Genomic DNA, 12,735 nt, shown 5'->3' on the forward strand with positions numbered 1-12,735 from the left:
TGGTGAAGGAGTTAAGACTTTTTTGCGATACGGAATGCAGACTTAAGTTTGATTTTATGATCCAACCAAGCAGTCAACACAAACAATTCAACACCTGTTTTAACGTCCTTGTCGCGGTCATACAGCACTGTTGGATCATAGTTGAAGTGTGAGTAACGGAAATCACCTACAATTGGTTTAACTGCTGCATCACAGAAAACAACAGGCTTTCCAAGAACTTGTTCAGGCTGTGCACTGTACAGAGTTGCACTTCCATTAGCCAAAACCTCAATGATATCAAGATAGTCAGCGTATCTCATCACGATTTTTGCATTGTCTCGGTAGTCTTCATGAAGAGCAGCCAATGCAGCTTTAATTGCCTTATAAAGATCAGTCCCTGTCACCTCAGTGATCCCGTTTTGAGTTGAATAGAAAGACATATGTTCTTCTCCTACTTTAGGTGTTGCAGCAAATGCTACTTTCTTTTCCTTGGCTGCTAGTCCGCTTTCTAACGCTTGGTCAACGGTTTGTACTAGGTTTGTATCAGTAGCAGCTAGAATTGTTTCAGATACTGGAACAAAAACCTTGAATTTGTGGCGACCGAATGTCACCACATCACCATCTGCTTCCAACTCTTTCGCCGTTTCGGTGTCGTCGATAAAGTCATCATCATCTAGGGTGAATGTTACCTTTGGAATTTCGAGATTTGTTACGCTGGTTACAGTTGACACTTCGCGCAAAGGATTTTTGACGAAAGGTTCATGCAGCAATTCATTTGTCATTGTAGATGGTAGGATTTTTTCACCACCAGTAGAATTCCCATCACCAAGGATAGCTTTGATTTCAGGTGATACGCTTTTGCCTCCAACAACAGCGCGGATTAGCCCTGCTTTTGCTGCATTTTTTTTAGCTTTTGGGTCAGCCAGATCGCCTCCCGCCTTCGGCGCTTTAGCGGCGAGTGCAGAAGCTTGAGCTTCTGCCATCTCATCATGCTCTCTTTGTAAAATGTCGAAGCGATCCTTCAAGTTCTTTTCCTTAGTCTCAAGCGCCTTGATATTTTCAATGCTCGCTTCAGGCTTCGAAGCTTCTTCGAGTTTCGCTTGTTTTGCTGCTGCATAAGCATTTCCAATTGTCACCAAATCATTTTTAATATCAAACAGTGTTTTAGCCATTAATAATACCTCCTAGGTATGATTGCAAATTTTGTAATTCTAGACTTGCATTTTTTGCGATTTCATTACGTTTCTCCTCAGTCAACCCATTTTCAGGTGTGGGAGGCTCTTCTTTTTGAGTCATAGCTGCAGGAACGTTACGGTATTTTGCAAACAGATCGCTATTAACACAAGCTGCTATCTGCTTGGCCTCACCAACCACGTCACATAGCCCATAGTCAAACGCCTCCTGAGCAGTAAGCCATGTCTCAGCTTCCATAAGAGTGATCAGATCGTCCTCGCTGAGCTTGTCACCAGCTTTAGTAAGATAAGATTGCCTAATGGATGTATCCACCTTGTCCAACATGTCGGCGGCTTCTCTAAGGTCTTTGGAGTTTCCAGCGGTGTACATCCAAGCATTATGAATCATCAACATGGTGCCTGGTAGCATGATAAGTTCATCACAGTTCATTGCAATTACTGAAGTAATTGAAGCTGCTAGACCATCAACATGGCCCTTAACATAAGCTTTGTGCCGTTTAAGCATATTACCGATCGCTATACCTTCGTACACATCACCGCCAGGAGAATTAAAATAAACATTGAGAATGGAGATATCGCCTAGCGCGTCCAACTCACTCTTGAAACTTTTAGCAGAGTGCGCCGTGTACCCACCACCCCACGATGCAATCTCCTGATATAGATATAGATCAGCTTCATCGTTAGCTTGGTTCTTAAACTCCCAAAACTTGTTACTCATTCTTTGTACTCACCCCCTTTCTTTGCTCAACTGGCGTATCTATTGGATAGAGATCGCCGCTGATATAGAGCTTGTCTCCACCATCTTCTGGTGGTAGTTCCTCCCAAGCACGTGCCTCGTTTGGCTTAAACACGCCTGACCGGATCATCTTGAAGTAGAACTCTCCTCTGGTCGTCATATCTCCTCGCAAAAGAGCGCCGACAGTGAACTTGAAGTACAGTCCCTGTTGACGCTGCTGTGCTGTAAGCAGCTTTCTATTAAATTCTTGTTCATATTGACGGACAATAGGCAGTAACGTGTAAGTAACAAATTCAAGACTCATTTGCTCCATGATGCTGTAACTAGCACCATCAGTTTCACCGAGCATTGTCACTGGCATATTAAGGACAGTAGCCACCCGAGAACGGGTGATCTTCTCGACTTCGAATACCTTGGAGTCGATAAAATTTCTGTTAATCTCCTTGATTTCCACTCCAGGTTCCTGGATAATCACGCCACCATTCTCTTGATAGAACTTTGCAAAATTCGCCCAAATCTCTTTTTTCTTTTCTTCCCCTACATGAGCAGCCAATTTCAGGATGAATGACGCTTTAATTGATGTATCCAGTTGGTCAAGAGTGAACTTCCTGACTGCACCATCAAAATCAATTGTGTTTCTCAGAACGTCTATCGGGCTTATGCCTTTGTAACCGTTTTGTGTGGTCTGAATATGACTTACATGCACCATGTCCATGTTATGGACGTAGTACGTTCCTTTGTCACCTCTGACCATGTACCACAGTTCATTAGTGTCTTGTTCAACAACAGGATCAACGCTTGTCGGATCAAGAACAACAAGTGACTCGACGTTGTAGAATCGGTCATACATCTTAAGAGCATAGCCGTTACCATACACATTTCGATGTGTCTCCAGAAGACGAATAAAACCAAACGATGTCATGTTTCTGTTTGGAGCATTCGCCACCAAGTCGTTCAAATCAGAATAAACCGGGTCAAACTCTTGATATAGTTTGATAGGTAGCACTGCTAAAGAATTAGATAACCGTGATACTCCCGAAAAAATTGTTTCGTTGTTGGCAAGCTCTCCCCCAGCTTTCCCACGGAAGATTGATAAGCCATTGCGGAACCAGTTTGAAAAGTTCTCAGTCCCAGTCGGTGCCTTGTTTCTAACCACATTCCAAGCCAGCTTCATTCGTTGCCCTAAGTTCATTTTTTATCATCACCCCCTTAACAGCTCACTGATTGAAACAAAGGATACTTCACCAGTTGGTGGAGCTACGGCAAGTTGTTTCATTACCTCTACATGGGCATTCAAAAAGGCCGCAAACCCGTCAATTTTACGGTAGCGACCTTGTTTAGTAGGTATTTTATTCCGGTTTCTATCCTCAACTAGTTTGACGTTGTTGATATACCATCTGAATAATCGGTTGTTGTTGTAAATTACTTTTCCGTCAATAAACAGTTCCTTCAAATCATCCATAGCCGGTCCTAATGTAAGGTGTCCTTGTCGGACAACTTCACATTCGAATCCATAGGCTTTCAGCGCCTCTACAAGCCCAAACGCTTTTGCTGGGTCATACATGATCTTTTCAATTCCAAAGCGCTTAGATTGTTCTACAAACCAATCAAAAATGTACTCTTTTTTGACGTATTCGCCCGGAATTATCGTTAAAAGTCCCATTTCTTCGTATTCTTTGTACGGTAGATCCTCATTAGCTTGCTTCACTTTTTCAGCTGGAATCCACGAATGTGAGATAGTAAACACCTCGCCCGTCTCCGGGATCGGAAACTCCAGACAAGCACTAGTAAAATCTTCGCTGTCCGAAAGATCGAAGCCCCCGATACATCCCTTGCCTTCGAATTGCTTCGGGTCACGTTCCTGATTGTTCCGCTTCAGCACTTCGAATGAAAGGAACGATTCCTCGTCCGCTTTGACAAAGATGTTCAAACGCTTGGTGATAAAGTCATTACGTTCAGCAGGAATATGTTTACGATCATCCCATTCCTTTAGCATGTCCTCCATTTTTATGGTAACACCCAAGTTAGGGTTAGCCTTCCCCCAGTTATCAGGATTTTCAATGTCATCCCCTGGATCAAGCTCCGCCATAAAGTAAAAGGCATGCTCAGCAGAAATTACTCCCTCTAGAACATCCGCAGCCTTATCATAATAATCCATCAGCGGACCATCCAACTGATAACCAGCTGTTGTAATGTACAAGATCATCGGCTGTGTACGGGCACCCGTTGAGTTCTTTATGACATTGATTAGCTTGTACGTTTTGTACTCATGGATCTCATCAAAAGCACCCATGCTGCAGTTCTTACCATCAAGCTTTTTACTATCAGTTGCCAACGGTAGAATCTTGGACATTGTCTTCCGGAAACGAATCTCATGTAGCGTCTCATCAAAGTGTTTTCTGAGTAACGGGGACGCCTTGATCATAGCCTTACATTCATCGAACATATCTCTAGCTTGTTCTTTGGAGTTTGCCAGCTGATAGACCCGAGCTCCGTTCTCTCCATCCTTCGAGGCACCGTAAAGAGATAGACCAGACACCATAGAGGTCTTACCGTTCTTTCTGCCCATAAAAATAAGCCCCTCGCGAAAGCGACGAAGCCCGGTATCCTTATGCACCCATCCATAGAGTGAGCCGATTATGAAATGTTGCCAAGGCTGCAGCTCCAGTCGATCAAAGTCACCCATTGAGGGCTTACAGAACTTTTCAATATAACCAACTGGACGGTATCCCTTTTCCTCATCAAAAACAAACGGAAATTCACGAGTTCCTTGCCTTTTTAGATCATTTAAATGGCGTTTACAGGCCTGATAAACCTTCTTCGACGTAATAATAAGGTGCGCTGTGACCGCAGTTGCATATTGTGTGGTTTGAAGTTTAGATGCTTCAATAGCCAGTAAATTCGTCACCTTTATCGCCACCTTCCGGATCAACTACACCGGAGACCTTTCTGTCTGAGGCGGGGGTCAATTTCAACTCGGCTTGCAGCTTCCGCTGGTGTTCAATAATTTTGATTACCATGTCCACAGACTTGTTCTGTCTGTACATTTGCTGTGACCCATTGACAAAAAGCTCGACCACACCACGAGCCTTTATGTCCGCCAAATGCTGCTGTTTTAACTGCTCAAGCAAAGCCAAGTTATCTGTTATCATGATGGTCCGATCAGAAAGATTATCATCAATCTCTAATTCTCGTATCACGATATCAAATAGTTTCTTAGCTGCTCTATCTTTGATCTCCCGTTTTGGTTTGTGTTCCATGACACCCCCCCCTCATATATGAAATGGTCATACGCTGAAAACGAAACTGGGGGCGCGGTCCCCTGTGCCTCTCGTTTTAACTTTTAAGGCAGGGGGGGCTGGTCTTATTTTGTCCCATTTTTCCACCCCATTCATTTTCACATCTATTTATCGATACATTGTCACAGCTTCTCTGAGCCTTACTGAGACGTTATAACATTCATAGGAACACTTGTTAGAGTTATTCCAGAATCCCCCTGTAATGGCACCTTAATTAGCTATAATGTCTTATCTATCATTCGATAGCTATCATCATCAGAACACCTCACTATTTCCTTTGGAAACTATGAACCTCGCCCTTCGATTCGTTACTGGTGTCTCTACCTTTTCCCCTGCAAGACCATGCTCTTTGTTATGGCAACTATTACAGAGGCTTAATAGATTCTCTAGTACTAAAGCAAGATCAGGGTAATCACTCAGTGGTTTAATGTGATGGACCATATCAGCAGGAGTTAATCTCTTACGCTTTATGCAGTGCTGACATAGATAGTTGTCTCTGATGAGTGCTTGTACTCTTGCTATCTCCCATGCTGTAGACCTGTAGAATGCTTTTGATGCCTTATCTCTCTTATAGCGGTCATAGTAACGGTTCTGGTCTCGCCTGCTCGTCACTGTCCTCACCAACCTCTACAGTTACGAAGTCGGAGAGCGGACGTGTTAGCATCTGGCGCACTTCTTTAAAGGCTGTCTCTAAACCCGTTGTATCTATTGTTAACTTGACCTCGATGTCTCCCACAGTACTTGGTGCACCACTCTGAGGCTCTACCTCAGTCACATACCAAACAACTGCAATCTTCCCGTCTGGGGTTGTCGGTGTAAACTTACCTGGTGGTCTGCCTTCGTCTCTCTTATGAACGGTATAGAACTTACCCAAGTAATCTAATGCCTCTGTCACCCTGATCAGTTCCTCTCTGCTGTATACCGCCTTCTTGAACATTCCATTCCCTCCTTCATCTAGTTGAGACTTCTCATAGCAACGTCCATGTGAGTACATACCCTCGGGAAATGTATGAGTATGGGCTTGATCTGCTTTGCTGATCGGCCGTATCCTAGCTGTTGGCTTACACGGATGACCACACTCATCGTAGTAAGTCCCTCGTGCTGGATGGATGTCACAGTGTAAGCACCACTTGCCAGGTGATATGTTACTGCAATAGTGGCATTTATAGGAGTCTTTATATACTGATATAGGAAGATAGAATTCCAGAGGAGATTCCCCTATCCTACTTACCCAAGCAATACCAAAAAAATCTCTGAGTCTCTGTGCTAAAGGACGCTTCAATGCAAGCACTCCTTGACTACCGTTGCTCCAAACTTCATGTAGTGGTTCATAACTGAACTTTCCATGATCTGGTTCAACCAGTACTGGCCTACCAATATAATCAGCATGCTAAATGGATCATGACCATCCAACATAGATGAGTTCCGACTTACATACTTGACTCTTGCTTCGCTAGGATACTTGTCTCTCAGTCCTAGATCCTTCCATAGATCACGAGCCTGTGTGACGTCCTTCCCGACTACAAGGATTAGCTTTGGAGTAGTTGCTGTGTTCACCGTCATACACCTGTGCCTCCCTCAACCGCTGCTCTCACCCTATCCATGCCTACCTTGATCTGGGCTTGAATATCTTTGATTTGCTTCAGTGTTGCTGTTTGATCAACTCTAGGGTTCTGAAGCTTAGTCTGCACCCGTCTGATCTTTGCCTGTAGATCCCTTACCTCCAAGTCAGTATAGAAGGCTACGTACTCATGCTTGCAGTGTGGGCATATGAAGTACGTCTTCTCTATAGCTCCAGGAAGCCTTGCTGTTTGGAAGCCGTTCACCTCGAACTATTTATTACAACCTTCGTTACAAATGGCTGGCATAGCCTTACTGGTTTGTGCTGTGCTCAATGCGATCTCTCCTTCCTTAAATCCCTATGAACTGTTTACGCGTTGCTTTCCAGCACCCACACTTGCATGATAAATCATGCTTTAGCGGCACTCTCTTATGCGGGTCTCCTGTCGGCAGATAGGCTGGCGGATAACTGTACGGCCTGTTCGCATACTGTAACCGGCCCTCTTGATATTCGATTTCATCAAGAACACTTATGAGCTTTGAACGCAACTTCCGGCGTTTGAAGAAGCCTGCACTGTTCATCTCGTCCCGTATGTCCAACGCCTCTATCTTTAGCTTGGAAACATTGACCAATTCTGTCGCTCCTCTCGATTTAGAGCAATCCCATGTACCTTAGTTCGCCCTCACCTCTGAGCTTTTTGGGTTTAGATTATGGGCAGTTCTATTGGATCTCCCTTCAGGAAGATCATTTCTCCCTTAAATGGTTCAGGTTTAGCAATCGACATATGCGACCGAATTTCTGTATGAGCTCCCATATTTGAAAGCTGGTGTAGCCTTCCGAATCCGCCTTTGATACGTATGGACCGTTATCCTTGCCTCCTCGTTCGAGATAATGCAGGTTCCACTCTTCATGTCGGTTCCTCAGTATCTGCTCACCGAAATCAGTAAGCTTTACTTTGACGCTCTGATTGAAGTTCATACGGAAGTCCATAACATTCATGTTTCCTCCTCATCAAAGAAGATCAATTCGCCACAGATTAACTCTTCCATTTCTTCTGGAGTGTAAGAGCCAAACGCCTGAATGAATTCGCCCAGCTTGAGAGTCGCATACCCATCCGTAATTGTGAGATTACCGATACCGTTAACTTTTTCCCAAATTACTGTGTGGTACATAGAAAGGACTCTGACGCCTTTCCATGTGACACTAAATTTTACCTTCTGGTTTAAATCAACTCGAAACTCCATATCGTTCACCCTTCCTCTACTTCACTTACAAATGGTACATCAGCAGCGGACAAAAATTTCACTTCAAGCCTTGTCCAGTACGATTCTGGATATCGGTATTGGTTCCATGCCGGGCAAAAGGCGTCTTTCTTGAAGACCTCCGAAGCAGCTTCCTTAGCCTTCTCCTCATCTTCAGCTAAAACTATAACGAATATAGGACCGTTACTCATATATCCATTGAATACTTGGTATAAATTCACTTCATCACCTCATCTAAGCTTTTCTGAAGTTGATCCTCCATGTTTTTCAAATACTCGGTATACTCTTTCGTGCTTTGTTCATGCCGTTGTATAGACCGCTCATATCGTTCGTTCAGTCTTACGCCTTCTATACCATTCCAGATGGTTAATGTTATAGCCGCTATAAAGATTAGCTGTAACAGAATGCTAATGCGTTTATTCAGATCGTTCACTCCTTTCTGGACATAGAAAAAGCCACCCAGATTATGGATGGCTTTATGTTCTGCGATATGCTGTTTACTCAGCGCTGTGCAACTTAATAAATAATGCTGCTATTTTCAGGAGAAGCACCTTGTCCGAAAAAGGGCTAACAGTTGGTTGTGACTGACCTTGTAGTACCCCATCCTTCCACACCTCAAAAATATTACATTGCAGTAATGATTCCACTTCAAGCTTAGATATTCTATCAAGAAATGTTTCTGCTCCTGCGGCAACTACATCATTCTGAGACATATCCCCATCAGAGCCGAGGTCATACGAACGAAGTATAAAAATGCTGGTGTCATTTACTTTTGTCTTTACGAGTATCGCCTCCTTAATATTAAAAAAGCATCAGTTAGTCGCTTGAGCTTCGACTATATCGATCCCATCAACTAAGAGGTCGGCATTAACTTCATATTCGGTTCTTAAGTCAGAACCAGTAAACTTAATGTACCCTTTGTTATAAAGATATCTAAAAGCTAGTAACTTTTCCACATCAGTTTTCTCAAATTTTTCAGTATAGCGAATGCCACCTGAATTAAAATAGTGCTCATATATTTTTTTGAGTAAAGAATAACGTAACGCCTTTCTTTCATGGATTGATAAAACTATTCGTTCCATAATTTTCACCTCCCAACACCACAATTCGCCATTAGGAAGGATTTTCCTCTAAATTGGTCGAATATTGGTAAATGAAAGGAGGGATGAATAAAATGGCTACTTATATTGTTAATAGTGGACCTGAAAAGGAAGTTCACAGATCAGCCCACACGGTATCTGCATGCAACATTAACCTGATTAGTTCGAGTCACAGGATTGATACAGATGCTGACTACACTTTACTTTACCCTGCAACCTATGACGGTTGTAAACACTGTTACGCTGCAAAACATCGTAAATAAATCTTTTAAAGAGGAGCTGATGACTCCTCTTTTCCTCTCAATACGCCAATACCCTCCATATACGGCACGCCATTACTCTCATGCCACCGAATACATTCGTCTGTGGTAATGCATCCGGATTTGAGATTCATTTGCCATACTCCGTTTTGACTGCCGTCTGAATAAAAATAAGGATATGGTCTATACCCTTGACTCTTCGATAATTCTACGCTTGCCTCGTCTATAAGAGTGTTTGGCGGCGCCTGAACACCTTTCCACTTACCAAAACCGTTCTCCCAATCAGTAATGTGCCCTGACATGCCATGACCACAGCAACACCCCAATGTAACAATGCCCAAGTTGTTTAAATCTTGTATTTCATCTGCAATACAGGCATCTACTACTACATTTCTTTTGCCTTGATTCACATTTATAACTTTCACCATCTTATAGACCCCATGGAGACACATAGCCATCCCCTCCCAAATGTTACAGATGTCCCTAGTTTATGCGTTTCAACATTATGCATACCTTTTAGCTTCGCTAACATTTATGAAGTTAACGAGGGTACAAACAGCCATACACCCAACCACGTTCTTCGTTATCGTCTGGGTTCTCACTTGCTGTAGCTTCTGCTGTATGCCCACAAAATGGACAGGCAAGATTTCCCCCTTTGGACTTCTCCATATTAACTAAGAATTGAGCGCCGCACTCTTCGGACAGACATTCATACTTTTCTAACAACGGTTGTTCCAATATATTACCCCATAATTATTAATCAAAGCGGACAGCGAGACTCGAACTCGCATCACCAGCTTGGAAGGCTGAGGCACAACCCTTATACCACGCCCGCATGTTGCCCCTGACAGACCGCACGAAGGCGTTTCCTACAACCTGTACTCACAGGGAATGTATTTGTCCCATCACTACCTAAAACGCGTGGTACGCGCCCTCAGACGGTGTGACAGGCGGTGATATTGATGCGGGCGAGGGATAAATACTCCACGCTATGAATATGCGCATTGTGGATCCCTTGTACCGTGTATTCCGCCACCACATCTAATAAAACAAAAAGAACAGTCGGCCCGTGTATGCTGCCCTTTGGCTAACCGCCTCAGCTGACAGATGTTTGTGTCGGGTACTGTTCTCTTTGTTTTCCTATGCTATAAGAATAACATATCAATAACCTAATGACTGATAAATTATTGTTATTATTCTGGGATTTTTTTATTAATTTCTCTTTTCTGTTTTTTCCATAATCCAGAAAAATGGTTATTTACATAGAATTTTATCGGTGTTACCTTTAATATCAAATACCATGAAAGGTAGGCATACCTAATGAAGAAAATCGCTTTGTACATACGTGTTAGTACAGATGAACAAGCCCTAAAAGGAAACTCATTAAATGAACAAGAAGAACGCCTTCGCGCTTATTGTCACGCAATGGAGCTAGAGGGAGAAATCGAGACATTTATTGATGATGGTTACTCCGCAGGTAGTATGAAAAGACCTGCTCTAACAAGGATGTTAAAAATGGCACGGGAAAAAAAATTAAGTATGGTCGTTATTACTAAGATTGACCGTCTCTGTCGGAACCTCAAAGACCTTCTCTTGTTAGTGGATGAATTGGACGAGATACAATGTGGTTTCGCTTCTGCTGGTGAACGGTTTGATACATCTACGGCTGCAGGTCGTATGGTTTTACAAATCCTTGGTGCTTTCGCAGAGTTTGAACGTGGAAGGAACAGAGAACGTGTCAGAGAAAACATGCTATCTATAGTCACCAATACAGACAAGGCGGTGTCTCGTCCTTGCTTTGGTTACAATGTGGTTGACTCAAAATACGTAATTAATCAAGAAGAAGCTGAAGTAGTTCGAAAAATGGTCGAATGGATGTTGCAAGGTGAGGGAGCACACCGAGTCATGAGAAGACTCAATGACATGGGAGTAAAAACTAAGGATGGTAAATCATTCACTCAACTTTCAGTAGGGAAGTTGATGCGAAGAGAAACAATTGCAGGTATGTTTGTTTATAACCGTGGGTATTCCCTTCGTGGAAAAAGCCTTATACGCCCAGAGGAAGAGTGGATAGTGATAGAGGAGCATCACGAGCCTATAATTGACAGAGAAACATTTAAACGCCTGCAGATTGCGATTACAGCCAGAAAAACGAGTGGAAAACAGGCTGACAATGAACGTTGGTTACTCACAGGCCTTGTTCATTGCACGCACTGTGGGCGTCCGATGTTTGGCAGGTATCGAAAAAAGCCGAGCGGAAAGGAATACTTCCATTACGTTTGTTCAAGTTACATGAAGCGAGCTGAGTGTTTCCATCACTTTATTGACAGAGACTTACTTGAGAATACAGTATTTGATTATCTCATGGATGCCAAAAATTATAGTGGCAGAACCGAAGAAATAACAACTAAAGACTCTCAGAATGAAGTCGATGCTGCACAATTAAAGGCTGGGCTTAAAAAACTTGATATAAAAATGCAGAGACAGATTGAGCTTTTTGAAGATGCTGATATTAGTAAAGAGGATTTTAGAATAGCGAGGGATCGCATTCATAAAGAACGTATGGCAATTGAGGAAAGACTTCACGAAGCGGAAACTGGGACAAGAGTTGCGTTGGAAAATGAATTTATCAAGCGGTTAGGTTCGATGAATAATGAACTGCACTCTAAAAATCGTGGAGAACAAAAAAATGCACTTCGTCAACTTATAAAAGTAGTTGAAGTGACTAATGCTTCAATAATTAACGTTGATGTGCGGCTGTAATGCCGCATTACATAAGGTATCTCTAAAATTACTTTTGGCTGACCAAGGAAGGTAGAGCCCTTCACTTTATCCCAATTAAAATCTCCATCAGCCTTCCGGGCGAACAGGAATGTTCCATCCCTTTGAGTCAGCTGTGCAAAATTAATGACCGGATCATCCGAGCCCTGCTGATACACGTAAATGGAGGTTTCTGAACCAACCAACGCCACATCAATAGCTCCTGAGAGCAATGCAGTCATCGTTTTATCGCCACCGGGAATCGTCTGCAGTTCTACATCCAGCCCTTCATCTTTGAAGAAACCTTGAGTCAAGGCAACATACTCGGGTGCATAAAAGACAGAGCGGGTAACCTCCCCAATCTTCACCTTTACCGTCTCTGACTTTCCGCCGCAACCGGCAAGTACTGAAAAGCATAAAGTAATGATCATGAGCGACAATGACAGCTTTTTCCGAATCTTCATTCTTCATTCTCCTTTCTTACCGGGTCCTTCGCCCTTGCTTAAAGCATATGCACATGCCTACTGAAAGGTTAAAATCCCGAATATCGTGGGGAATTAAAAGAATATCCATGATATCAGCGGT

General features: G+C 43.0%; 19 protein-coding genes, 1 tRNA gene and 1 pseudogene. 1 reads left to right on the forward strand and 20 read right to left on the reverse strand.

The genetic code is table 11. From position 1 onward, the window contains the following. Positions 1-11: 11 nt before the first annotated feature. From NYE58_RS21385 to NYE58_RS21475, 19 genes are all read right to left on the reverse strand, one after another. A complete protein-coding gene (locus NYE58_RS21385) occupies positions 12-1,151 on the reverse strand; it encodes a phage major capsid protein (RefSeq protein ID WP_076219186.1) in 1,140 nt (379 codons plus the stop codon). After that, entirely contained in the window at positions 1,144-1,890 is a 747-nt protein-coding gene (locus NYE58_RS21390) for a head maturation protease, ClpP-related (protein ID WP_076219185.1), read from the reverse strand. The genes NYE58_RS21385 and NYE58_RS21390 overlap by 8 nt, the downstream gene beginning before the upstream one ends. After that, positions 1,883-3,100, reverse strand: a complete 1,218-nt coding sequence (locus tag NYE58_RS21395; RefSeq protein ID WP_076219184.1) for a phage portal protein — start codon at positions 3,098-3,100, stop codon at positions 1,883-1,885. The genes NYE58_RS21390 and NYE58_RS21395 overlap by 8 nt, the downstream gene beginning before the upstream one ends. A 9-nt stretch (positions 3,101-3,109) precedes the next feature. Next, positions 3,110-4,816: a terminase large subunit gene (locus tag NYE58_RS21400; RefSeq protein WP_445671766.1), complete on the reverse strand. Its 1,707-nt coding sequence runs from the start codon at positions 4,814-4,816 to the stop codon at positions 3,110-3,112. Then, positions 4,794-5,168, reverse strand: coding sequence for a P27 family phage terminase small subunit (locus NYE58_RS21405; RefSeq protein ID WP_076148440.1), 375 nt, complete (start codon positions 5,166-5,168; stop codon positions 4,794-4,796). Before NYE58_RS21405 ends, NYE58_RS21400 begins: the two co-directional genes overlap by 23 nt. Before the next feature lie 294 nt (positions 5,169-5,462). Continuing rightward, a complete protein-coding gene (locus NYE58_RS21410; protein WP_445671767.1) occupies positions 5,463-5,828 on the reverse strand; it encodes an HNH endonuclease in 366 nt (121 codons plus the stop codon). After that, positions 5,785-6,144: a hypothetical protein gene (locus NYE58_RS21415; protein ID WP_341002988.1), complete on the reverse strand. Its 360-nt coding sequence runs from the start codon at positions 6,142-6,144 to the stop codon at positions 5,785-5,787. Before NYE58_RS21415 ends, NYE58_RS21410 begins: the two co-directional genes overlap by 44 nt. Before the next feature lie 341 nt (positions 6,145-6,485). After that, positions 6,486-6,770 carry a hypothetical protein gene (locus NYE58_RS21420; RefSeq protein WP_341002989.1) on the reverse strand — a complete coding sequence of 95 codons (285 nt, stop codon included), beginning with the start codon at positions 6,768-6,770 and terminating at the stop codon, positions 6,486-6,488. Further along, positions 6,767-7,033 carry a hypothetical protein gene (locus NYE58_RS21425; RefSeq protein WP_341002990.1) on the reverse strand — a complete coding sequence of 89 codons (267 nt, stop codon included), beginning with the start codon at positions 7,031-7,033 and terminating at the stop codon, positions 6,767-6,769. Before NYE58_RS21425 ends, NYE58_RS21420 begins: the two co-directional genes overlap by 4 nt. Before the next feature lie 85 nt (positions 7,034-7,118). Further along, on the reverse strand, positions 7,119-7,400 hold the full coding sequence (locus NYE58_RS21430; protein ID WP_341002991.1) for a hypothetical protein: 282 nt from the start codon (positions 7,398-7,400) through the stop codon (positions 7,119-7,121). A 112-nt stretch (positions 7,401-7,512) separates the two neighbouring features. After that, positions 7,513-7,767, reverse strand: a complete 255-nt coding sequence (locus NYE58_RS21435) for a hypothetical protein (RefSeq protein WP_341002992.1) — start codon at positions 7,765-7,767, stop codon at positions 7,513-7,515. Then, complete coding sequence (locus NYE58_RS21440; protein ID WP_341002994.1) at positions 7,764-7,940, reverse strand: hypothetical protein; 177 nt, start codon at positions 7,938-7,940, stop codon at positions 7,764-7,766. The genes NYE58_RS21435 and NYE58_RS21440 overlap by 4 nt, the downstream gene beginning before the upstream one ends. 77 nt (positions 7,941-8,017) lie before the next feature. Then, on the reverse strand, positions 8,018-8,251 hold the full coding sequence (locus tag NYE58_RS21445) for a hypothetical protein (protein WP_076277263.1): 234 nt from the start codon (positions 8,249-8,251) through the stop codon (positions 8,018-8,020). Beyond that, the gene (locus tag NYE58_RS21450) at positions 8,248-8,463 is read right to left on the reverse strand and encodes a hypothetical protein (protein ID WP_076277262.1); all 216 of its coding nucleotides are present in this window, start codon (positions 8,461-8,463) and stop codon (positions 8,248-8,250) included. The genes NYE58_RS21445 and NYE58_RS21450 overlap by 4 nt, the downstream gene beginning before the upstream one ends. Positions 8,464-8,527: 64 nt before the next feature. Continuing rightward, positions 8,528-8,743, reverse strand: a complete 216-nt coding sequence (locus NYE58_RS21455) for a hypothetical protein (protein ID WP_076277261.1) — start codon at positions 8,741-8,743, stop codon at positions 8,528-8,530. Positions 8,744-8,842: 99 nt separating this feature from the next. Continuing rightward, positions 8,843-9,112, reverse strand: a complete 270-nt coding sequence (locus NYE58_RS21460; protein WP_076277260.1) for a hypothetical protein — start codon at positions 9,110-9,112, stop codon at positions 8,843-8,845. 286 nt (positions 9,113-9,398) lie between these two features. Further along, positions 9,399-9,818 carry a hypothetical protein gene (locus NYE58_RS21465; RefSeq protein ID WP_341002995.1) on the reverse strand — a complete coding sequence of 140 codons (420 nt, stop codon included), beginning with the start codon at positions 9,816-9,818 and terminating at the stop codon, positions 9,399-9,401. 112 nt (positions 9,819-9,930) lie between these two features. Next, complete coding sequence (locus NYE58_RS21470) at positions 9,931-10,128, reverse strand: hypothetical protein (RefSeq protein WP_143761931.1); 198 nt, start codon at positions 10,126-10,128, stop codon at positions 9,931-9,933. Between the two features lie 26 nt (positions 10,129-10,154). Then, positions 10,155-10,225: transfer RNA gene (locus NYE58_RS21475), tRNA-Gly, on the reverse strand. Positions 10,226-10,710: 485 nt separating this feature from the next. Between NYE58_RS21475 and NYE58_RS21480 the strand changes: the two genes are divergently transcribed. Beyond that, the gene (locus NYE58_RS21480) at positions 10,711-12,153 is read left to right on the forward strand and encodes a recombinase family protein (protein ID WP_076277257.1); all 1,443 of its coding nucleotides are present in this window, start codon (positions 10,711-10,713) and stop codon (positions 12,151-12,153) included. 32 nt (positions 12,154-12,185) lie between these two features. Here NYE58_RS21480 and NYE58_RS21485 read toward each other — a convergent pair. Beyond that, positions 12,186-12,614: pseudogene (locus NYE58_RS21485) on the reverse strand (ABC transporter substrate-binding protein); the annotation flags it as partial. Between the last annotated feature and the right edge of the window lie 121 nt (positions 12,615-12,735).

Origin of the sequence: Paenibacillus sp. FSL L8-0708 (assembly GCF_038009325.1) — a bacterium.
Lineage (GTDB): Bacteria > Bacillota > Bacilli > Paenibacillales > Paenibacillaceae > Paenibacillus_AQ > Paenibacillus_AQ odorifer.

Bases quoted from the DNA above. Each gene is read 5' to 3' on its own strand.
- NYE58_RS21385 (WP_076219186.1), bottom strand. From the start codon at position 1,151: ATGGCTAAAACACTGTTTGATATTAAAAATGATTTGGTGACAATTGGA.
- NYE58_RS21390 (WP_076219185.1), bottom strand. From the start codon at position 1,890: ATGAGTAACAAGTTTTGGGAGTTTAAGAACCAAGCTAACGATGAAGCT.
- NYE58_RS21395 (WP_076219184.1), bottom strand. From the start codon at position 3,100: ATGAACTTAGGGCAACGAATGAAGCTGGCTTGGAATGTGGTTAGAAAC.
- NYE58_RS21405 (WP_076148440.1), bottom strand. From the start codon at position 5,168: ATGGAACACAAACCAAAACGGGAGATCAAAGATAGAGCAGCTAAGAAA.
- NYE58_RS21415 (WP_341002988.1), bottom strand. From the start codon at position 6,144: ATGTTCAAGAAGGCGGTATACAGCAGAGAGGAACTGATCAGGGTGACA.
- NYE58_RS21420 (WP_341002989.1), bottom strand. From the start codon at position 6,770: ATGACGGTGAACACAGCAACTACTCCAAAGCTAATCCTTGTAGTCGGG.
- NYE58_RS21435 (WP_341002992.1), bottom strand. From the start codon at position 7,767: ATGAATGTTATGGACTTCCGTATGAACTTCAATCAGAGCGTCAAAGTA.
- NYE58_RS21440 (WP_341002994.1), bottom strand. From the start codon at position 7,940: ATGTACCACACAGTAATTTGGGAAAAAGTTAACGGTATCGGTAATCTC.
- NYE58_RS21455 (WP_076277261.1), bottom strand. From the start codon at position 8,743: ATGTCTCAGAATGATGTAGTTGCCGCAGGAGCAGAAACATTTCTTGAT.
- NYE58_RS21460 (WP_076277260.1), bottom strand. From the start codon at position 9,112: ATGGAACGAATAGTTTTATCAATCCATGAAAGAAAGGCGTTACGTTAT.
- NYE58_RS21465 (WP_341002995.1), bottom strand. From the start codon at position 9,818: ATGGTGAAAGTTATAAATGTGAATCAAGGCAAAAGAAATGTAGTAGTA.
- NYE58_RS21480 (WP_076277257.1), top strand. From the start codon at position 10,711: ATGAAGAAAATCGCTTTGTACATACGTGTTAGTACAGATGAACAAGCC.